The sequence below is a fragment of the Sulfuricurvum kujiense DSM 16994 genome (genome assembly GCF_000183725.1).
Lineage (GTDB): Bacteria > Campylobacterota > Campylobacteria > Campylobacterales > Sulfurimonadaceae > Sulfuricurvum > Sulfuricurvum kujiense.
The window spans coordinates 637,888-659,070 of the sequence record NC_014762.1 but is presented as its reverse complement, the minus strand read 5'-3'; the positions used below and the strand labels follow the sequence as shown (position 1 = coordinate 659,070).

The following is a 21,183-nucleotide window of genomic DNA, read 5'->3' as shown; positions in this document are numbered from 1 at the left end:
TACAACAAACTTGTACTTGAATCAGACTTTTTATTCTGATCTCTGGTGGAGAATAGCGGGATCGAACCGCTGACCTCCTGCGTGCAAAGCAGGCGCTCTCCCAGCTGAGCTAATTCCCCAGATAAGTGATACATATGGTGGGTTTGAATGGACTCGAACCATCGACCTCACCCTTATCAGGGGTGTGCTCTAACCAGCTGAGCTACAAACCCAATTGTTAAATCAAATAACATGGATCACTGAAAACTAAGTAGGTTAACGGTCAAGACAATACTCTGTGAGATTTTAAGATGACGCAGTCAAATGAATGACTCGTCGTTACTCTTAGAAAGGAGGTGATCCAACCGCAGGTTCTCCTACGGTTACCTTGTTACGACTTCACCCCAGTCGCTAATTCCACCGTAAGCGGTAGCCAGTTTGGCATCCCGATTTCGGGTGAAATCAACTCCCATGGTGTGACGGGCGGTGAGTACAAGACCCGGGAACGTATTCACCGTAGCATAGCTGATCTACGATTACTAGTGATTCCAGCTTCATGTTCTCGAGTTGCAGAGAACAATCCGAACTGAGAGACGCTTTAAGAGATTGGCTCCACCTCGCGGTATTGCAGCTCTTTGTACGCCCCATTGTAGCACGTGTGTAGCCCTGGCCGTAAGGGCCATGATGACTTGACGTCGTCCTCACCTTCCTCCTCCTTGCGAAGGCAGTCTCCTTAGAGTGCTCAGCCGAACTGTTAGCAACTAAGGACGAGGGTTGCGCTCGTTGCGGGACTTAACCCAACATCTCACGACACGAGCTGACGACAGCCGTGCAGCACCTGTGTGTAGGTTCTAGCAAGCTAGCACCCCCTAATCTCTTAAGGGTTCCTACCATGTCAAGGCCAGGTAAGGTTCTTCGTGTATCTTCGAATTAAACCACATGCTCCACCACTTGTGCGGGTCCCCGTCTATTCCTTTGAGTTTTAATCTTGCGACCGTACTCCCCAGGCGGAATGCTTAATCTGTTAAGTGCATCACCGAAGAGACGAGCTCCCCGACGACTAGCATTCATCGTTTAGGGCGTGGACTACCAGGGTATCTAATCCTGTTTGCTCCCCACGCTTTCGTGCCTCAGCGTCAGTATCATCCCAGCAGATCGCCTTCGCTTTTGATATTCCTAGTGATATCTACGGATTTTACCCCTACACCACTAATTCCATCTGCCCCTTCTGAACTCTAGACTCCCAGTTTCAAGCGCAGTTCAATGGTTAAGCCATTGGATTTCACGCCTGACTTAAAAGTCAGCCTACGCACCCTTTACGCCCAGTGATTCCGAGTAACGCTTGCACCCTCCGTATTACCGCGGCTGCTGGCACGGAGTTAGCCGGTGCTTATTCAAGAGGTACCGTCATTATCTTCCCTCTTAAAAGGAGTTTACACACCGAAATGCGTCATCCTCCACGCGGCGTTGCTGCATCAGAGTTTCCTCCATTGTGCAATATTCCTCACTGCTGCCTCCCGTAGGAGTCTGGACCGTGTCTCAGTTCCAGTGTGTCTGATCATCCTCTCAAACCAGATACCCGTCATAGCCTTGGTGAGCCATTACCTCACCAACTAGCTGATAGGACATAGACTGATCCCTTAGCGAAAAAACTTTCCCGACTTGCCTTAGGACAAGAAGGAGTATCTGGTATTAATCACCGTTTCCAGTGGCTATCCCAAACTAAGGGGTACATTATCTATGGTATACTCACCCGTGCGCCACTAATCATGAAGAGCAAGCTCTCCAATCATCGTTCGACTTGCATGTGTTAGGCACGCCGCCAGCGTTCACTCTGAGCCAGGATCAAACTCTCCATAATTGGTGTTCAATCCTATGACCCAAGATGTTAAAATCATTGGCTTCATAAATTGTTATCTATTTTACTTTTTGGTGATTGGTTAACCCAACCAAAGTAAATAGACGGTTGTTGTATTGTGTTGACATTAAAGGTCAACGTCTTCGAGATTGTCTCGAAACCGCTAAACCTACTTAGTTTTCAATGATCGCAAACTCAAACTCTAAACCTTAACTCAAGGCCTATCAGCGTTTGTGGACGGGAATTATAGGGGAAAATAGAATAGATGTCAAGAGGTTTTCGAAAGAATTTATATTTTTCTCTTTTCCTAGTATTTAAGGATAGGAAATTGAAACGAAACCTGTCTCTTCTTGAACCGTAATTGTAGCGGTACCGTCAGGATGATTTAAAATTATGGTACAACCGCCTGCGGGAACTAGATTTGAATAGATGCCGGTATATACGTCCAAATAAGGACGCCCTAGATAGTCAAAAGCAACTGTTCGATAGGCACCGCCAATCACACATGTGCCGGTTACACTCGTAATGCCAAATCTCTTTGTCAAATTAACTAACGAACTATCTGGTATAGCAGCTACAGCTGTAACACCATCTCCAATTGTCTGTCCGCTTAATGGGTCCACCGCTTCTTCATTTAAATTAGAATTACCTGCTTTATTATCATCTGAAAAAACTTCATAATAATATACTACTGTTCCATTGACAGTAGTGTGAGGAAATCTGATTTGCCAGCGTTTCTCCCACCACGTAGGATCAGTTTGATCAAATTTATCGTCAATCATTGCAAGATGCTGCGTATACCGAATATGAGCGGCAACTTGCTCTGCAGCCCGTTGCAATAGGTTAGATCTGAAATCCGGCATGGCAAGCACGGCCAAAATCCCTACTACTATAATAACAAATACCAATTCCAGCATTGTAAACGCAGATCGTTTCATAATTGAAACCTTTAGAAAACAAAATTCATTAAAAAACGATTATAACAAAAGAAAGAAGATTTTGAGAGAAGAAGCGGGACTCACGATTTGCGTGAATGATGAAAGCACACAAGTGTGCATGGGCTTCCTGCCGAAGGAAACCCAGTGTTAACGTAGCCAATCGGAACTTTTTTCCGATGGCGTGTAAAAATAGGTGTTAAATTTCGTCTGCGAGTTCGACGTTGTAGAGGATATCGTCAGTCGGATGGCGATACATCGGCATACCGAGACGTTTTTCATCAAGAATATGTCCGATGAATCCGATAGAGCGGCCGACAACGAAGAATGCGTTCAACGCACCCGCTTCGATGAAACCGTCGATCTCTTCTTCAGAGTATCCGAGTGCGCGCCACATATCAACCATCAAGATACCGATAGTACCGTCAACGTTCAAGATAAGGTTATCTTTTTTAGACGTCGTCAATTTTTCTACTTCTAGAGCGAAATCAAGCAACGGAGTACTTGGGAAGTGCTCTGCCGCATATTTTTTCAATCCCGATACACGAAGGTCAGGATTACGAACCGATTTGATACGGTGACCGATACCTGAAATCGTTTTACCCTCTTTTTTCATGTAATCGATGAATTCAGCCGGGCTCATACCGCGGTCATTCGCGTATTTGAAATATTTTGCCGCATCATCGATCGCTCCGCCGAAACGCGGTCCGATAGTCAGCAAACCTGTTACCAATGAACTGATAACGTCTTTACCCGCACGCGCGGTAACTTTTGCATTGTGCGCACCCGAAACGGCAGGACCGTGATCGGCAACGGTTTTGATAACCGTCTCTAGGTAATCCGTCGCCCATTTCGGATAACGTTTTTTAAACCATAGCAATGAAATAACATCACCGATTCCAAAACCGGTTTCCGGAGTAGCAACTGAGCTGATCGGATAACCGGCATAAGTCGCTTCGTCACCGCGGTCATCAGAGATCGTACAAATGAACTCTTTTTTACGGCGTACTTTCGGTACTGAGCGCAATTCAGGTTCAACGATTTCTCCGATTGTACCCGCTGCACGAAGTTTTCCGTAAACTTCCGCAATGGTGTGAGGAAGATCATTAAAACTTGCAGGAACATGGATACCTGCTGCAGCCATCGCTTCATTTTTAGCCGCTGCCGTTTCCGCATCCGCATTTGCCGAAGCGCCCGCGTGACCGAATTGAACGCCTGAGCTGAAGTGTTTAGCGATCGTACCGATACACCATGCGATAATCGGTTTTTTGATTTTTCCGGCTTTTACCGCTTCGATCACTTTGTACTCTTCCGTACCACCGACTTCACCGAGAAGAACCATATATTTAACTTCAGGGTTGCTCTCCATGCGAAGAAGGTTGTCAATGAATACAGAACCGACAAATCGGTCTCCACCGATCGCAACACCCTCGGCAATACCGTCGGCATTGATAGAGATGATGTTTGAAAGTTCATTGAACAAACCGCCTGAACGGGTTACAAGTCCGCATGAACCCGCACGGTGAAGTTTTGAGTTAATGATGTTTTCAATCGTTCCGCCGACGTTAGCGATTTTAAATCCGCCCGGAGCGATACCGCCGACCGTTGCCGGCCCGATTACGATAACACCCGCATCACGTGCCTGCTGGTTCATTTTACGTGCAAGACGCTCAGGTATCCCCTCAGCCGTTACCATGATTGTTTTGAATTGACCTTTGATAGCGATCGCTTCCATCGTTACATCATATGCTGTACGGAACGATGCAAAGTTCAATAAAACGTCGGCATTAGGAAACGCTGCAGCCGCGTCTGTTGTATTACGAAATACAGGAACCATGATCTCATCAGGACCATAGAAAAATTTCTCAAATTTATTCCCTGATGTCGGAGCAACAATCGCCGCCACCGAAGGCTTTGTGCGGTTGATAACATAATCGTAATCCAACATACGTTGGATAGCGCTTGCGTTGTTGTTCCAAAAAATTGCTTGTGTATCTTTGGTAAATAAAGCACCCATATTTTTCTCCTTACTTCTCTAGAGCCATACGTACGATATCCGTTACGTGTGTTTCTGGCCCATAAACTTCGATATAGAGACCCAAACGGTCTGCCGCTTCTTTGATGTCTTTCAAACCTTTTTCATAATTCGGTCCGCCGCGACGTACGTAAATACGGGTTCCGACCGCTTTCATTTTCTCTGCATAGGTTTCAAACGATTGGATAATACCGGTAAAGGTTTTCGCGACATCGGTAAAGTTTGCAATCGCACCGCCGATGATAAGAATTTTATCGCGCCCTTTCGGATCCTTATGACGAGTCATCAAATCCAAAACCGTGTCGGCATAGAATTTCGTTTCACCCGTTGTCGGTCCGCCGGAGTACTCACCGTAGTTCGCAAGATCAGCAACATTTCCTGAAAGGTCAGCAATGGTGTCGGCATAAACAACCGATGCACCACCGCCCGCAACCATCGTCCAGATACGTCCCATAGGGTTAAGGATAGTCAATTTCAATGAAGCACCCGATTTCGAGTCCGCTTCCGCGATCGCTTTTTCTTCCGGAGATTGGTCTTCCATTCCGAATGCCGTCGGGAATTCTGCACCGCACCATGACTCACCCATCATGAAGCCTGCCGTATCATCAAGACGTGCAACAAGGTCAAGGATGTGCATATCGTTACCGATCATAACGATCGGATTGATTTCAAGATATGCGAAATTCAAATCACGGTAAAATTTATAAAATTGCTCTGCAAATGTGATAAAACGCTCTTTATTTTCCGCCGGAATTCCCGCAGGAACATTGGCACGGATAAGGTGAGCGATGTTTGCATCGTCCATCGTAATAGGAATCGTTACTTCATTAACTTTCTCTTCCCATCCTTCTTCAACTTCCATACCGCCCTCAGCCGATAGATAAAGAACATCGTCTTCACCGACTGTCGTTGCTGAAATATAGTACTCTTGATCTTGTGAGTGAGGAGTGAACGGCTCAATGATAAAGTGTGTCAAAGTTCCGTGTTGTCCCGAGAGAAGAGTCGTTTCGTGAGAAATTTTTTCGTCAATCCATTTTGCCGCATCTTCAAGAGTTACATCGCCCGGTTTGTTGGTTTTGAACAATACCAAGTCATTTTTACCGCGTTTACCGAATAGCATATCCGGTTTAGCAACCAAAGCTTCTTGTTTTAGCCATTCAAAACCGTGTTTTTGCGCACATGCACGTAATTCATCACCATTGGTTACCAATACTGATTTAAAACCGTAATGAAACCCACTGAAGTATTTTTCCCAATGTTTAGAGAAAATTGCTTTACCGTCGTATTCACGAATCGCTCTTTGAGCCATTGCAACTCCTTCGAAAATCTATTTAACGAAAATTATATCACTTATAGAGAATTTGAATGACTTCTGAGGGGATTTAAGAAAAAGAAGATGATTATTTGTTTACTTTAGTAACATACGCTCTATAGATGGGTGTATTTATGTAACTTATTGTAACCTTTTTGGCCCCTTTTACCTTTTCGCTATCCAAACGATAATTTTCACAGTGAGTGATTCCGTAAAACCGAAGCCGTAATTGGAGCTTTTCATTGTCTGCATCTATGCAGTGAATATCATTACGATGTAATTGGTTTGAGAGCTCTTTAGCAACATGCATCGAATACGAAAAATGGTGTGTCGGATTTTTTATGAAGTGATAAAAGTAGTGGTTGAAAAAGACGGCCAACGCATTCACTATCAAAAGGAAAAATGCACTGTAAAAAAGGATGCGGTAGCGTCTTCTAAATTCGCGCAAACGAATCCGATAGGTGTGCAAAAAAGTTTGTGCGGCAAGAGGCAACGCTAAAAGCAAGAACGGTGCGAATGTTTGCACTTCCACTTTTTGACGAAACGAGAGGAGCAAGGAAATGAGAAATGCACTCATGGATATCATCCAAATCAAATCCCATTCTTTGGCAATCATCCGACGATAAAGAACATAAAACAGGTAGAGAAACACTATAGGAGAAAAAATAGCCGTATAAACGCCCAAAACATCCAAAAAACGACTTTCGGGCAGTCCTCCGATATGAATACCGTAAAAATAGAGCGATATGGATAATGAAATTAACCCTACCCCGATATAAACATACTCTTTTCGATAGACGCCATACATTGCTATTGCAAAAAACAGATACGCGAACGCCGGATCGATACCGATGAGAAATGGAACCAAGCCTAATGCATAGCGGCCGTAATTCAAATACAGATAACCGAATAAAAAAAGCGATGCAATGAGCAATCCGGCATTATCTACCACCAATGCCGCACTGGTTACACCGGGTAAAAGGACATAAATAAGTATAATCCATAATCGATCACCCGTACGCGAAACGTAATGTTTGGATATACCGTAAAGCAACAGGGCTGAGAGCAGATGCAAACTGATCATCGGCACTCTGAGCGCATAATCGTTTTGCCCGAAGAAATGGAGAGAAGAAGAGATCAGAAGCTGAAGCGGCGAAGGTTCACCGTACAAAATTTTTGCTTCGTGAAAGCCGATGGAGAGTCCTTTAACCTGTAACAGCAGGATTAAAAAGTTAATCCCCAGTATTAAGGATAAAAAGACCTTTTCTCTCATAGTTTTAGAAAGTTGTTCAGTATCTCATGTCCGAATTCACTCATGATCGACTCAGGATGGAACTGAACGCCGTAAATCGGTTTGTCTTTAATTTCCAATGCCATAATCTCATGATCATCTTCACTGTAAGCCGTAGGAATAATCACTTCCGGAAGATTTTCCTGCTCTACAATCAAGGAATGGTAGCGGGTAGCGGTAAACATCTCAGGAAGTTTATTAAAAATCGGCGTTTCACCTTCCCGTACCATCTTCGAGGTTTTACCGTGCATCATACGCCCTGCACGCACAACATTGCCACCGAACGCCTGGGCAATGCTTTGATGCCCTAAACAGATCCCGAGAATAGGAACTTTATCGGCGAAATGGCGGATTACATCGAGCGTTACTCCCGCATCATCAGGCGTTGCGGGTCCCGGAGAGATAATGATTTTCTCCGGATGAAGCGCTTCAATCTCTTCAACACTCATCTCATCGTTTCGGATGATTTTCAAATCGGCTCCGAGTTCTAAGCAATACTGCACAATGTTATAGGTAAAACTATCATAGTTGTCGATCATTAATATCATTGCGTTTTCCTTACCATGCTTTAATTGTATTATACAAGCTATCACGCTCAATCGGCTCGAATCCGCTGTTCTTTATCAAGGCAACAAATTCGCTTAGATTAACCCCATGCGCACTTTTAGCACCGGCTGCGGAGTTGATCGACTCTTTTTCGATCGTTCCGTCAAGATCGTTCGCCCCGAATTCTTGTGCGACAAGCGCCAAATTGACCGTCGAAGTTACCCAGTAGGCTTTGAGATTCGGAACATTGTCGAGAACAATTCGGCTTATCGCCATCGTTTTAAGAATTTCATGCGCCGTGATAGGTTCTTTGACATTTAAAAAGTTGTTCTCCATCTGATATACAAGAGGGATAAAACAGTTAAATCCTCCCGTAACGTCTTGCAAATCACGGATACGGATCATATGATCGATCCTGTGCGAACGTTCTTCGACATGACCGAAAAGCATCGTCACGTTAGACTTCATCCCACGTTCATGCCATTTGCGGTGAATCTCCAGCCACTGCTGCGAATTGACTTTCCCTTTGCAGATGTAATCACGTACTTTCTCATCGAAAATCTCTGCACCGCCGCCCGGCATTGAATCGACACCGTTGGCTATCATCAAATCGATAATTTCATCGTAGCTTTTGCCGTACTCTTCGGCTAAAAAGTGAACTTCTGCCGCTGTGAGGGCTTTGATATGGAGCTGCGGGTGACGCGCTTTGATCTTGCTGAACACTTCCAGATACCACTCTAACCCTGTATCGGGATTATGGGCGGAGACGATGTGTACCTCTTTGATATCCCGCTCAACGATGTCGTCGGTAATTGATAAAATCTCTTCATGGCTCATCGCGTACGGATTCGGATTTTTTCGGCTGGCACTGTAGGCGCAGAATTTGCAGACGTCTTTACAGATGTTAGTCGGATTGATATGGCGATTGATATTAAAATAGGTACGTTTGCCGTGCAACGCTTTGCGGCGTTCATCGGCTAGGCCCCCGAGAGTAAAGAGATCTAAATCATACAAAGCGACCGCTTCGTCGAAACTCAGCCTCTCATGATTTTTTACTTTTGCTATCAAATCCATAGTAAATCTTTAGTGCTTTATTTTGAGCGCATTATAGCAAAAGAAAAAAGGCTCATCTTAATTTTAAAACTTACCAATCAAATAGTACCGTACAGTTTTTATTCGATTTTTTAGCACAGTAAAGCGCTTTGTCGGCACGTCCGATAAGATCGTCCAACGTATCCCCCGCCTGATGGACCGTTACTCCGACACTAACCGTCACATGGACGTTTTTACCCGAATATATCAGACGGCTTTTTTCGATTTTTAAACGAATTTTATCGGCAATCGCCTGTGCCTGCGCTACATCGCAACGGTTAAGAACAACGGCGAACTCTTCTCCTCCGAAACGGTAAACTTTATCTCCGGAGCGGATCATCCCTTTTATCGTCTGGGCAATAAAATAAAGTACTTTATCTCCCGCCACATAACCGTATTCATCGTTTAAAAATTTAAAATTGTCTATATCCATCATCATGAGCACCATGGAGAGCTGTTTGCTCGCGCCCGCTTCGATTGAAGATTCAATATCCTCGGAAAAACCTTGACGGTTTCCGACTTTGGTCAACGGATCGGTCGTAAGGGCGGAACGGGCTTCATGCAGCTCTTTCGTCAAATAATCAATCTGCAATTGAGCTTTGCCGAGTTCATCAGACATCGTTTGATTAAGTGCACTCAACCCTTCGATAAACGTCACGAATTTATCGGCTGACTCGGAGGAAGCGGTATCGATGTATTGGCGCTGCAGCTCAGCAACGGATGCTATGCCCGAATGCGCTTGGATAAAAGAGACAACGGAATGTTCAACCATATCAAGGTATTTGGTTACATCTTCTTTCGAATCGCCGAGAACTTTTTGATCTACATTCTCCTGATCTTTACGGAGCTGTTCGTCGGCAATTTCTGAAAAAAGCTGATCAAAAAACTTTTTATATTGTGACGGATACGGAGGAATTTTGGTGGAACGCAATAAACCCATCGCATGATCATGAATTTCTAAAACTTTCTGATAAATACTACTGCTATCCATCCTCACTCTCCCTTTCTTTAATGAATAATTGTATCATTATTTTATCAACGCGCCCCATTTCTAAAATCACCGTTTACGACTACAGCTATTTGCTTCTTTTTTAACCCTGTCATAACGCCAAAAAAAAATGATTATACGCTACAATAAAATAAAAAGTAGATCCAATGAGCATTACAGAACAGATTGAAGACCTCATCGAACGTCAGGCGAGCGATTTTGAGATATCCAAAGTTTTTAAGCTTTATATTTCCGATTACACGAACTCTCTTCCCGAACTTTTTGAGCGCAATCAGGGAAAAGATTTTCTCGTTATCCATACTAAAACGCTCGATTCGATTATCTCCCTGATGTATAAAACAGTGCTGCGTCGACTTTTCGGCAACTATTTGCCGATGCGCAGTTCGATTCCTGTCGCGTTTATCGCACTCGGCAGCTACGGACGTGAACAGCTGTGCGTCCACAGTGATATCGACCTTATGATCGTGTATGAAAAAAACGACGGCTACAACACGTCCGCCATTATCGAAAAGTTTCTCTACCTGGCATGGGACGCAGGGCTAAAACTGGGGCACCGCGTCCATGAAGCGGGCGATTTGCTGGGTGCATCGCGCGAAGATATAACCATTAAAACGGCAATGATGGAATCACGCCTTATCATAGGTTCACCTTTTACCTGGAGTACGGTACAAAATAAACTTACGGCTATCCGTCACGATAGCCCCAAAGAATTTATTATGGCCAAAATCGAGGAAGCTGATGCCCGCCGTCGTAAATTTCCTTTTTCGATGCAGCCTCAGATTAAAGAGGGAGTTGGCGGATTACGCGATTCGCAGCTGCTGTATTGGATTGCCAAAACTATTTACGGGGTCAATAGTCTCAAAGAGTTGAGCGGAAAGCTTTTTAATGATGATCAATACCGTGAATACCGAATCGCTTTAGAACTTTTATTTCGTGTCCGAAGTGCTTTGCATTTGCTCAGCGGCAAGCAGCAAGACCAGCTCGTCCTCGATTATATGCCGCGCATCGCTCAAATGCTCGGGTTCTCTGATGAGCGTAAACTGGTCAGCCGTTTATTGGAAGCGCAATGGCGAATTAACAACTTCACTCAGATTTATGTTAAAAAAATGGCACGCCTCTACCTTCATGATGCGTCACAGGTTTCCGTTCTCCGGTCGGGGAGAATACAAAAAGGATTTTACCGTGTCGACGATGCATTATACGCCTCTTATAACATTGCAACACCTTCGATCGATTTCCTTTTGGAACTGCTTGTAAACTTAGACGACCGAGAATGGATATTTGATTCAAGCGTCCTTTTCCATTTCACCTATACCGCTATTAAACATCCGTTGAGGGCTAAAACCTATACGTTGCTTCGGAAGCTTTTTGAACGACGCCATTTTTATGTTATTGTTAAACTTTTTTATGATGCGGGAATATTGCATCACCTCATCGGCGCCTTTAAAAAAGTACTTCATTTGCCGCAGTTTGACGGCTATCACCATTATCCGGTCGATTTACACTCCATTAAATGCATTGAAGCCCTTGAAAATATTAAAGACCCGTATGTCGAAGCGCTCTATCTGCCTTTGAGCACATCGGATAAAGTCCTTCTCAAATCCGTAATATTACTGCATGATACAGGCAAAGGACGTAAACAAGATCACTCGGAAGTGGGTGCAAAACTCATTATCCCTTTTCTTAAAAACCTCAAGCTCCCCTCCCAGCAATTGGATCGGGGAGCATTGCTCGTCCGCCATCATATATTAATGAGCAATGTCGCTTATCGCGAAAACCTTTACAACGAAAAAACGCTCTATCAATTTATGTCCAAAGTCAAAACTCCTGAAAATTTGACTCTGCTTTACATCTTGACTTATGCCGATATCAACGGCGTCGGAAGCGGAACCTATACCAGTTTCGGCGCCAATTTGCTTCATGAACTGTATGAAGCTTCACTTGAAATTGCTTCCCAAAATGATCGGATCACCGATGCTATCAAGCGGGTTAATAAAGAAAAACGTCTTAATCACGATCCTGAATTTTGCCTGCTTTCGAAAAGTGAACAAAAAAAAGTGCTCTCTATCGAATCGAATCTTTTCTTTTTCAAACACACCCCCAGTGAGATTGTCAATATCTCCAAAGAGGCGTTTGAATGCCAAACTTTCACCTATCAGCTCAATATCGAAGGGGGGCTGGTTATCCATATCTTCCGACGCATCCCTTTGAATCTCGGCTATCTGCTCGGAAAACTCAGTTATCTGGATGTCGCGTCGATGGACATTTTCACTCTGTTCGACGGTATCAAATACTTTAAGATCGAATTTCTGCAACGCCCGTTAGATGGGACGATGGAGCAGATTGAGATTATTGTCGAAGAGGCGTTTGATATGACAAAAAAACTCAACCTCCCAAAACCGGTTATCAAACCGAACGAAATTACCCTCGATTGCGAACATTCCATCCATTACGCGCAGCTTAACCTCAATACGACGAATCAGCGGGGTCTTTTAGCCTATTTTGTCCAATGTTTTGACGAAGCACAGATCAATATTGCTACCGCAAAAATCCATACCAATAAAAATATGGCACGAGACCACTTCTTAATTGAAAAACAAAACAGGATGTGCGATAATGCGCGCGAAATAATTGCAAAATTGGTAGGAGAGTAACTATGTGCGGTATTGTTGGCTACATCGGAGTCAAACCGGTTAAAAAAATATTGATCGACGGACTTCGCGAGCTTGAATACCGCGGTTATGATTCTGCAGGAATCGCCGTATTGCAAGAAGGCCATTTCTCTCTTTTCAAAGCGGTAGGGAAACTGGTCAATCTCGAAGAAAAAGCCCAAAACTATGAGAGTACGGGATTCTCTGTCGGGATCGGTCATACCCGCTGGGCAACACACGGCAAACCGACCGAGCTTAATGCCCATCCTCATCTAGGGCAAAACTCCTACGTTGTCCATAACGGTATTATCGAAAATTACCAAGAACTCAAAACGATGTTGACCGCTCAGGGAATACAGTTTTTAAGCCAAACCGATACGGAAGTGATCGTTCATCTTTTCGAATATCAGCTCAAAACAGCTGCCACTCCGTTTGAAGCGTTTCAACAAACCCTTTCCCAACTTCACGGAGCTTATGCGATTTTGCTCGTCAATGCCGATGCGGAGGGGACAATTTTCTTCGCCAAACACGGTTCACCGATGATTATCGGCCGCAACCGCGAAAATGAAACCCTTTTCGGCTCTTCCGATGCCGCGCTCATCGGCAAATGCCATGAAGTCATCTATCTCGAAGACGGCCATTACGGCTATGCATCCGCCGATAGCGTTGCCCTTTTTGACGAAAATAACAATCCGGTAGTTCTCCGATACACTCCCCTTTCCGAAAATAAACTCTCTGCCCAAAAAGAGGGATTCCGATTTTTCATGGAAAAAGAGATTTACGAGCAAAGCCGAGTCCTCGCCGATACATTGCTTGGACGGTTACGGGATGAAAGCATCTATTTTGAAGAGCTTGATAATAACCTGTTTGAGGGGATAAATGAGATCAAACTCTGCGCATGCGGCACCAGCTATCATGCCGCTCTCGTTGCCAGCTATCTGTTTGAACGCCACTCAAAAATCCGTGTATCCGTTGAAATCGCCAGCGAATTTCGCTATCGCGAACCGTTTTTGACCGCGGATACCCTCTTTATCGTCATCAGTCAAAGCGGTGAAACCGCCGACACGCTAGAGAGCCTCAAAATGGCCAAACGCAGCGGCCTTAAAACAATGGTGATCTGTAACGTAGACAATTCCTCTATGGTACGTCTTGCTGATGCCTCTATTCTCACCCGTGCGGGAATCGAAAAAGGGGTCGCGTCTACCAAAGCATTCGCTACCCAAGTCTGCGTACTCTGGATGCTTAGCCTCTTCCTTGGAGGGGCAAGAAAAACACTTGCAACCGAAGAGATCAAACGACAAATCCATCTCTTACGCGCCCTCCCCTCAACCGTCAATGTCGAGAATGTTTTGCATGAGCAGCTGCGCCGTCTCTCTAAACGCTACCTTCACGGACACGGCTTCTTTTTTATCGGACGTGATGTTTTCTATCCTCTGGCGCTTGAGGGGGCATTAAAACTCAAAGAGATCTCCTATCTGCATGCGGAAGGGTATCCGAGCGGTGAGATGAAGCACGGTCCGATCGCTCTTGCCGATCCCGAACTTTTCACCATTGCCCTGCTTCCGCAGCATATGCTTTACGATAAAACCAAAAGCAATATTGAAGAGCTCAGTGCACGCGATTCGACAATCTGCTCCATCAGCCCTCTCGATTTTGACAAAGCAGATGATCATATCCGGACCCATTTACATGAAGATTATATGCTCGAATTTTTTGAGATGATGGTCGTCTTGCAGCTCCTGTCCATGGAGATCGCTATCCGTCTGGGCAATGACGTCGATATGCCTCGAAACCTTGCAAAAAGCGTTACGGTCGAATAAACCGTAACCTTTATACTCTTCTTTCATCTAATTTTAAAATTTATTTAGATAATGTAGTTACTTTAGAAGTCTCTTTGTTTTATCCAACAATTATATAAGGTAACCGAATATGAATGCTAACCGGAAAATATTATTTATAGTCGCATTGATGCTCATCGGACTTGCAGTTGCCACAATTACCAACGTCGCGCTCAACTTCCGTGACTACGGATACAACAATGCTATCGAGAAATCAAAAATGACCGCCGAAATCGTCCGCGACGGTCTAACCGCTCACATGGTCAACGGCATTATGGATAAAAGGGAATTTTTTCTAGCCAATATTGCCAATATCAAAGACGTTCAAAAACTTTGGATCGTCCGTTCTGAAAATGTCGTTGCACAGCATGGGGAAGGGCTTGAAAATGAACGCCCAAGAGACGCCATCGACAGACAAGTCCTCAAAGACGGAGTAGCTGTTCGTAATATAAGTGAAGATGCACAAAATGCCGTCTTGCGGGTAACGATCCCTTATATTGCGACCGCTTACGGCAATCCTAACTGTCTCGCCTGCCATAACGCCAAAGAAGGAGACGTCTTAGGTGCCATCAGTATGGAATTCAATATCAACGATATCCGTCAAACCGGTGCCATGACTATCGCCAAAATTTTCGGTATCAACGTTATCTTTATCATTATCGCATTGTGGGTGACAAACCATTATTTCAAACCGTATATGAAGCTTTTTGAAAACCTCCAAAACGGGATCAAACGCGCCCGTACCGGTGATTTTAGTTTCCGTTTTACAACGACACTCAAAGATGCCGGAAGTGAAGTAGCCGATCAAATGAATACCCTGTTTCAAAAAATGGAAGAGACGTTCGGCGGAATCAAACATAATCTTAATACGTTTGCATCCCGTTCCAATATCTCCAGCAATGATCCTCTCAGTACTGCGGGCATAATCATTCAGGAACTTTCCGACGTTTATAAGTTCAAAAAGACGATAGAACACGATGCCAATAAAGACGCAGTGTATGAGCGATTTATTTACGTCTTAAAAGAAAAATTCCTGTTCGAACATTTTGCCCTCTATGAAGTGGATAAAAACTCCAAAGAGCGAAAACTCATACATATCACCGATCATAAAAGTTTTTGTCTCCCAAGCGTGGATAAAGATGCCAACGAATGCAGAGGTTACAGAACCGCCAGTGACGTTTATTCTACCGATTTCCCGAATATCTGTGCCAATTGTGCGGAAGATAAAGAGTACTCGTGTATTCCGTTCAATATTAATGACGATTTGTCGTTGATTCTCTCCTATTCAGCCAAAGATACGGAAACCATTGAGAGAATGAACCTCGCATTGCCGAGTATCCGAAACTATTTCGAAGCGGCAAAAGCGGTCATCGAGAGCCGAAGCCTTATGGATAAACTCCGGGATTCTTCCCTCAGAGACGGCGCAACCGGCCTTTATAACCGCCGTTTCTTGGAAGAATTCATCGATAAGAGTTCCGAGCAGGCTGCACGATCTCATATCACCTATGCCGTCTTAATGATCGATATAGATTACTTTAAAATGGTCAACGATACGTATGGACACGATGCAGGAGATGTTGTTATCAAATCGCTCTCAGAGATTTTAGTGCAAAGTATTCGAAAAGCGGATCTGCCGGTACGTTACGGCGGAGAGGAATTCTTAGTATTGCTTCACAATACAACGCCGGAAGGTGCATTGGGAGTCGCCGAAAAAATACGGACGGTTTTCAATGATAAAAAATTCCAGTTCGGAAACGATTCGATTCAAAAAACATTGAGTATCGGGATTGCCCACTTCCCGACCCAAGCCGATTCGATATGGAAAGTGATAAAATTTGCCGATATCGCCCTATACGAAGGCAAACATACAGGACGTAACCGTGTCATCGAATTTGAAGATCGTATGTTTAGCGGCGGAGATCAATTCTAACGCTCCGGTATCCAAAGATTGTTCCTCAGCAAGGAGGAACATCTATTCTTCTGTTTTCTCTCTTCATAGTATGTTTTCTCTTGAGTGTCCGTAATTTCCTTATCCTATAAAGAGCTACACACATCACTCATTCATAAAAGGCTGATCGTTATACGGATGCTAAGACGTCTTATAGGATCTCTTTTCCTAAGAAAAGGGAAACCGGCTCATTAGATTAAACCGGCATCGATTTCGGGTCATACATCAAAGATGAATTCCCCCCTTGATGTTTTGCTTCCAACAGTGCTCTCTTGGCGAACTCGACTCCCTCAAGCATATTAGACGTTTGCGCAGGGAACAATGAAACTCCGATACTCACCGTTTTGAGGATAGCATAGGTATTGACTCTGATTTTTTTCTTGAACGAAAGGCGTATCGCTTCGGCCACCTGAAGCACTTCTTCACCCTCATAATCATAAAGAATTACGGCAAACGTATCACCGCCGTATCGAATGAGCATATCCCCTTGGCGGATATGCTCAAGAATGTTATGTGCCATAGACTTAATCACCTCATCGCCGACTGTGATGTCATAGGAATGGTTGATCAGATTAAACTGATCCATATCTATCATCAAAATGCCGTACGGTATCATCGTCCGTGTGGACTGAGCCATGATAAGCTTCGTCATCTCTTCAAGGTATGCACGGTTATAAAGTTGCGTAAGCGGATCGATCCGAACCGTCTGCTGCAGCTTTTTATTAATGATTTGCAGTTTTGACGCATTAATGTAATTGCCTAATTGTTCAAGAGCCAAGCGTATCTTTCCTATTTCTCGCGCTTCATACGTAACCAACGAGACAACGATATCCAGATCATCGACGATCGAGTAGCTTTGGCAGACATAATGAGCCTCAGGATCAATCATTTTAGGACATGCGATTTCACATCCGCTTGAATCCACCATTCCGCTCGTACGATCAGCCCGACAGCCACTTATAGCGTCGCAAAGCAGCGTTTTTTCCGTATGGACGACCTGCGTTATTTTATTAAGCGGGTTGAGTTCCAGAATATTAAAATTGCTCAAATTCCAACGGGTACGAAGCAACGCAACGATCCGTGCGTAAACTTCTTCGAGATTTTGATCTTTTTCAATTTCCGCCCGGAAACGTTCGACTTCGTAAAGTTGATCTACCCCCATCTGAAGGGTATAAAGGGGATCGCTGTTTTGCTGGTCAAGCCGAATGAGTGAAGCCATTTTCCTGCCGCTTTCACTGAGTGTCGTGTCGAGTTTTTCCATCACGGCATTAGTCCACATGGCGGCCTTGTAGCCATCCGAAGATTCAGACTGTTCAACTCGATGAGAGTAATCGCCTCCCTCTGCTTTTTCCATTGTAACGGCTACTTCGTCTAAAGTCTCTTTGTAAGACGAGATATAATGGCGAATCATTTTGAGCAAGTAAATCGTTAAAATAACCAAAACAATAATAGCAGTGGCGGCAGCTATCAATCCGGTTATCTTCAGATCGTTTATCTCCATCTCAATAGAGACCGCTCCCAATACCGTGCCGACTTTTGCATCATGACAGCTCAAACAATCGATCTTCCCGTTTTCGGTTGCAATATAGGGGATCGAAAGTCGATAGAGGGTATCAGAGAATAATGTGCCCGAAACATTTTTTATCGCTTTTCCGTCACGTAAAACGGCACGGTCGATATCATCTGCCGCTTCTTGGGGATGAATCCCTTTTCCGTACTGGCGGCTTAGGGCATCGGAACGGACGATCCATACCCCTTTCATCCCTTCTAAGGTTTCAATTTGTTTTACTAAGTCATTTTGGTAATCGGAACTTCCGGTAATCATATGGGACGTTAATGATTCTTGAACGATATGGGCCGCTAAATTAGCCTTACTTTCTGCCGATTGAAGTCCCATATATCGGAAAGTGGCCGTTAATACGGCAATAAATAGTACCATCACCGCTACAATACTGAAAACGAGTGTAAAAAATGTTTTTTCTTTTTTCATTATTCCTGACTTAATTGACGTAAATAGATCGATTATACTGAAAAAAAGATTAGAGTTGTTAAAAAAGGAGTGTTTCCCCCCGGATTCGGGGGTATGAGGTTGCTTTAGTGACAGCCGCAGCCGGTGCCGCAGCTTCCGCTTGTCTCTTGTTTCGGAGCAGCGGCAGTCGAACATGCCGATACGCCCGGAGGTGTATTGGGTTGGATCGCTTGATTATCGACACCCCCCTCTTCGTTAATTTTCTCAATCGTTGCCCAAAGATCTTCCGCCGCTTTCATATAACGCTTTGCCGTTTCAGACGTAGGAGCATAATAGGTGACCGGTTTACCCTCGTCACCGCCCGTACGGATTGCCGGCTCGATCGGAATTTCAGCAAGAATACACGTCTCAAACTGATCCGCCATCGCTTTGGATGTCCCTTTACCGAAAATGTCATACTCGACTCCGGTATCCGGCGCAATAAATCCGCTCATGTTCTCTACTACACCCGCGATAGGGATATGAAGTTTTTTGAACATATCGAGACTTCTGCGTGAATCGTCCAGTGAAACCATTTGAGGGGTTGTTACCGTAACACCTACCGTCACCGGAACGCTTTGAGCCAATGTAAGCTGAGCATCACCCGTACCCGGAGGCATATCGATAACAAGACAGTCCAGATCAGACCACATGATATCGCGTAAGAACTGCTCAATCGCTTTCATGATCATCGCACCGCGCCAGATCAGCGATTGCCCCTCTTCCATCAATGAACCCATGGACATCATCTCAATACCGTACGCTTTGATCGGAAGGACTTTGTTTCCGACGACTTCAGGTTTGATCCCCTCAACACCGAGCATTCTCGGAATGTTAGGACCGTAGATATCGGCGTCAAGAAGACCTACTTTTTTCCCTTGCATCGCAAGCGCTACCGCAAGGTTAACCGATGTCGTCGATTTACCGACCCCACCCTTACCGGAGCTGACCATGATAAAGTTTTTTACCTGAGGGGCAATGTTTTTCCCCTTCGATGAACTCTCTCTTGGCATTTTAGGAGCGGTAATATTGACCACGACCTCACCGGCTCCGGCGCGTTTTAGCTCCTCGGTCGCTTCGAGCGTAATTTGATGCGCCACTTCCGGAGCGCTTGAGGTGATATCAACAGTTACATTAACGATGTTTCCGTCGATTTTGATCTCTTTAACGAATCCGAACGTCACGATGTCTTTCGTGAACCCCGGATAGGTAACTTTTGATAATGCCGATTTTACAATTTCTTCAGTCATGTAAATATTCTCCTTAATTTTCAACTTGCATTTTTGGCTTTCACTTCCGCAGCGATCTGGGCAATCGCTTCGGGATTGTCCATAATCTGCTGCGTAATTTTGTATGAGCAGAATTTCGGTCCGCACATGGAACAGAATTCCGCCTCTTTAAAGACATCCTGCGGCAACGTCTCATCATGATACTCACGTGCCCGTTCAGGGTCAAGTGCCAGCTCAAACTGACGGTTCCAGTCAAACGCATAACGCGCATCGCTCATCGCATCGTCGATATCACGTGCCCCTTTACGTCCGCGGGCAATATCTGCCGCATGGGCCGCAATCTTATAGGCAATAATCCCCGCACGGACGTCTTCAGCGTTCGGTAGACCCAAATGTTCTTTAGGGGTAACGTAACAGAGCATCGAAGCCCCGTGCCATCCGCCGACCGCCGCACCGATGGCTGAGCTGATATGATCATACCCTGCCGCGATATCGGTTACGAGCGGTCCGAGAATATAAAACGGCGCTTCGTGACAATATTCGCGCTGAATTTTCATATTGCGCTCGATCTGATTGAGAGGGACGTGTCCCGGCCCTTCGATCATGACCTGAACATTTTTCTCCCAGGCACGCAGTGTCAATTCGCCGAGCACTTTGAGTTCGCCCAGCTGGGCTTCATCCGAAGCATCCGCCAGACATCCCGGACGTAGAGAGTCTCCCAACGAAAGGGAGACGTCATAACGGGCACAAATATCAAGAATCTCATCGTACGCCGTATAAAAAGGGTTCTCACGGTGATAATGCATCATCCACGCCGCCATCAACGATCCGCCGCGGCTGACGATCCCCATTTTACGTTTGGCGACTTTCGGCATCGTCTCGAGCAAAAATCCGGCGTGAATCGTAAAATAGCTCACCCCCTGCTGTGCCTGACGCTCCAATACTTCGAGCATTTTCTCGATCGTCAAATCTTCGATTTTGTTGTTAACGTCGTGCAAAATTTGGTAAATCGGAACTGTTCCGATCGGGATTTTGGAATTGGCGATAACCGCACGTCGAATCTCATCAAGATCTCCCCCCGTCGAGAGGTCCATCGCCGTATCGGCTTTATAGTGCTGAGATACCTGGATTTTTTCGATCTCTCCCTGAACATCCGACGCGATGGCGGACGAACCGATATTGGCATTGATTTTACAGCGTGCGGCAATTCCGATAGCCATAGGTTCTAAATTTTTATGGTTGATGTTTGCGGGGATAATCAAACGTCCCCGCGCAACCTCGGAACGAACCAATTCAGGATCAAGCTCCTCTACTTTGGCGACATACGCCATCTCTTCCGTAATAATCCCTTGCTTGGCATAATACATCTGAGTGCGGACGGTGTCGTTTTGTCTGTTGGCGACCCATTCGGTTCTCATTCTTGGCTCCTTGAATAATTTGTCAAAGCTTACT

13 protein-coding genes, 2 tRNA genes and 1 rRNA gene are annotated in these 21,183 nt (G+C 44.9%); 3 read left to right on the top strand and 13 right to left on the bottom strand.

Annotation, left to right across the window (positions count from 1 at the left end; genetic code table 11):
- Positions 1-43: 43 nt before the first annotated feature.
- The 10 genes from SULKU_RS03385 to SULKU_RS14225 all read right to left on the bottom strand — a co-directional run bounded on the left by SULKU_RS03385 (position 44) and on the right by SULKU_RS14225 (position 10,039).
- A tRNA-Ala gene (locus tag SULKU_RS03385) sits at positions 44-119 on the bottom strand.
- 16 nt (positions 120-135) lie between these two features.
- Positions 136-212 (bottom strand) — tRNA-Ile (locus tag SULKU_RS03380).
- Between the two features lie 116 nt (positions 213-328).
- Positions 329-1,840: ribosomal RNA gene (locus SULKU_RS03375) — 16S ribosomal RNA — on the bottom strand.
- A 311-nt stretch (positions 1,841-2,151) separates the two neighbouring features.
- Positions 2,152-2,775, bottom strand: coding sequence for a pilus assembly FimT family protein (locus tag SULKU_RS03370; protein ID WP_013459531.1), 624 nt, complete (start codon positions 2,773-2,775; stop codon positions 2,152-2,154).
- Positions 2,776-2,971: 196 nt separating this feature from the next.
- On the bottom strand, positions 2,972-4,789 hold the full coding sequence (locus SULKU_RS03365; protein ID WP_013459530.1) for a citrate/2-methylcitrate synthase: 1,818 nt from the start codon (positions 4,787-4,789) through the stop codon (positions 2,972-2,974).
- 10 nt (positions 4,790-4,799) lie between these two features.
- A complete protein-coding gene (locus SULKU_RS03360; RefSeq protein WP_013459529.1) occupies positions 4,800-6,116 on the bottom strand; it encodes an ATP citrate lyase citrate-binding domain-containing protein in 1,317 nt (438 codons plus the stop codon).
- Positions 6,117-6,207: 91 nt separating this feature from the next.
- A complete protein-coding gene (locus tag SULKU_RS03355) occupies positions 6,208-7,392 on the bottom strand; it encodes a hypothetical protein (protein ID WP_013459528.1) in 1,185 nt (394 codons plus the stop codon).
- Positions 7,389-7,958, bottom strand: a complete 570-nt coding sequence (locus tag SULKU_RS03350; protein ID WP_013459527.1) for an anthranilate synthase component II — start codon at positions 7,956-7,958, stop codon at positions 7,389-7,391. Before SULKU_RS03350 ends, SULKU_RS03355 begins: the two co-directional genes overlap by 4 nt.
- Positions 7,959-7,968: 10 nt before the next feature.
- Positions 7,969-9,030, bottom strand: coding sequence for an aminofutalosine synthase MqnE (gene mqnE, locus SULKU_RS03345; RefSeq protein ID WP_013459526.1), 1,062 nt, complete (start codon positions 9,028-9,030; stop codon positions 7,969-7,971).
- A gap of 70 nt (positions 9,031-9,100) precedes the next feature.
- A complete protein-coding gene (locus tag SULKU_RS14225) occupies positions 9,101-10,039 on the bottom strand; it encodes a GGDEF domain-containing protein (protein WP_013459525.1) in 939 nt (312 codons plus the stop codon).
- A gap of 164 nt (positions 10,040-10,203) precedes the next feature.
- Here SULKU_RS14225 and SULKU_RS03335 point away from each other — a divergent pair, with 164 nt between their 5' ends.
- The 3 genes from SULKU_RS03335 to SULKU_RS03325 all read left to right on the top strand — a co-directional run bounded on the left by SULKU_RS03335 (position 10,204) and on the right by SULKU_RS03325 (position 16,476).
- Entirely contained in the window at positions 10,204-12,711 is a 2,508-nt protein-coding gene (locus SULKU_RS03335; RefSeq protein WP_013459524.1) for a [protein-PII] uridylyltransferase family protein, read from the top strand.
- A gap of 2 nt (positions 12,712-12,713) precedes the next feature.
- A complete protein-coding gene (glmS, locus tag SULKU_RS03330) occupies positions 12,714-14,528 on the top strand; it encodes a glutamine--fructose-6-phosphate transaminase (isomerizing) (protein WP_013459523.1) in 1,815 nt (604 codons plus the stop codon).
- A 109-nt stretch (positions 14,529-14,637) separates the two neighbouring features.
- Entirely contained in the window at positions 14,638-16,476 is a 1,839-nt protein-coding gene (locus tag SULKU_RS03325; protein ID WP_013459522.1) for a GGDEF domain-containing protein, read from the top strand.
- 214 nt (positions 16,477-16,690) lie between these two features.
- Here SULKU_RS03325 and SULKU_RS03320 read toward each other — a convergent pair whose 3' ends face one another.
- The 3 genes from SULKU_RS03320 to thiC all read right to left on the bottom strand — a co-directional run bounded on the left by SULKU_RS03320 (position 16,691) and on the right by thiC (position 21,149).
- On the bottom strand, positions 16,691-18,484 hold the full coding sequence (locus tag SULKU_RS03320; RefSeq protein WP_013459521.1) for a GGDEF domain-containing protein: 1,794 nt from the start codon (positions 18,482-18,484) through the stop codon (positions 16,691-16,693).
- A 104-nt stretch (positions 18,485-18,588) separates the two neighbouring features.
- Entirely contained in the window at positions 18,589-19,752 is a 1,164-nt protein-coding gene (locus SULKU_RS03315) for an Mrp/NBP35 family ATP-binding protein (RefSeq protein ID WP_013459520.1), read from the bottom strand.
- A 20-nt stretch (positions 19,753-19,772) separates the two neighbouring features.
- Positions 19,773-21,149, bottom strand: coding sequence for a phosphomethylpyrimidine synthase ThiC (gene thiC, locus SULKU_RS03310; protein WP_013459519.1), 1,377 nt, complete (start codon positions 21,147-21,149; stop codon positions 19,773-19,775).
- Positions 21,150-21,183 lie beyond the last annotated feature (34 nt).

Bases quoted from the DNA above. Each gene is read 5' to 3' on its own strand.
- mqnE (WP_013459526.1), bottom strand. From the start codon at position 9,030: ATGGATTTGATAGCAAAAGTAAAAAATCATGAGAGGCTGAGTTTCGAC.
- SULKU_RS03315 (WP_013459520.1), bottom strand. From the start codon at position 19,752: ATGACTGAAGAAATTGTAAAATCGGCATTATCAAAAGTTACCTATCCG.
- SULKU_RS03350 (WP_013459527.1), bottom strand. From the start codon at position 7,958: ATGATATTAATGATCGACAACTATGATAGTTTTACCTATAACATTGTG.
- SULKU_RS03335 (WP_013459524.1), top strand. From the start codon at position 10,204: ATGAGCATTACAGAACAGATTGAAGACCTCATCGAACGTCAGGCGAGC.
- SULKU_RS14225 (WP_013459525.1), bottom strand. From the start codon at position 10,039: ATGGATAGCAGTAGTATTTATCAGAAAGTTTTAGAAATTCATGATCAT.
- thiC (WP_013459519.1), bottom strand. From the start codon at position 21,149: ATGAGAACCGAATGGGTCGCCAACAGACAAAACGACACCGTCCGCACT.
- SULKU_RS03325 (WP_013459522.1), top strand. From the start codon at position 14,638: ATGAATGCTAACCGGAAAATATTATTTATAGTCGCATTGATGCTCATC.
- SULKU_RS03355 (WP_013459528.1), bottom strand. From the start codon at position 7,392: ATGAGAGAAAAGGTCTTTTTATCCTTAATACTGGGGATTAACTTTTTA.
- SULKU_RS03370 (WP_013459531.1), bottom strand. From the start codon at position 2,775: ATGAAACGATCTGCGTTTACAATGCTGGAATTGGTATTTGTTATTATA.
- SULKU_RS03320 (WP_013459521.1), bottom strand. From the start codon at position 18,484: ATGAAAAAAGAAAAAACATTTTTTACACTCGTTTTCAGTATTGTAGCG.
- SULKU_RS03365 (WP_013459530.1), bottom strand. From the start codon at position 4,789: ATGGGTGCTTTATTTACCAAAGATACACAAGCAATTTTTTGGAACAAC.
- glmS (WP_013459523.1), top strand. From the start codon at position 12,714: ATGTGCGGTATTGTTGGCTACATCGGAGTCAAACCGGTTAAAAAAATA.
- SULKU_RS03360 (WP_013459529.1), bottom strand. From the start codon at position 6,116: ATGGCTCAAAGAGCGATTCGTGAATACGACGGTAAAGCAATTTTCTCT.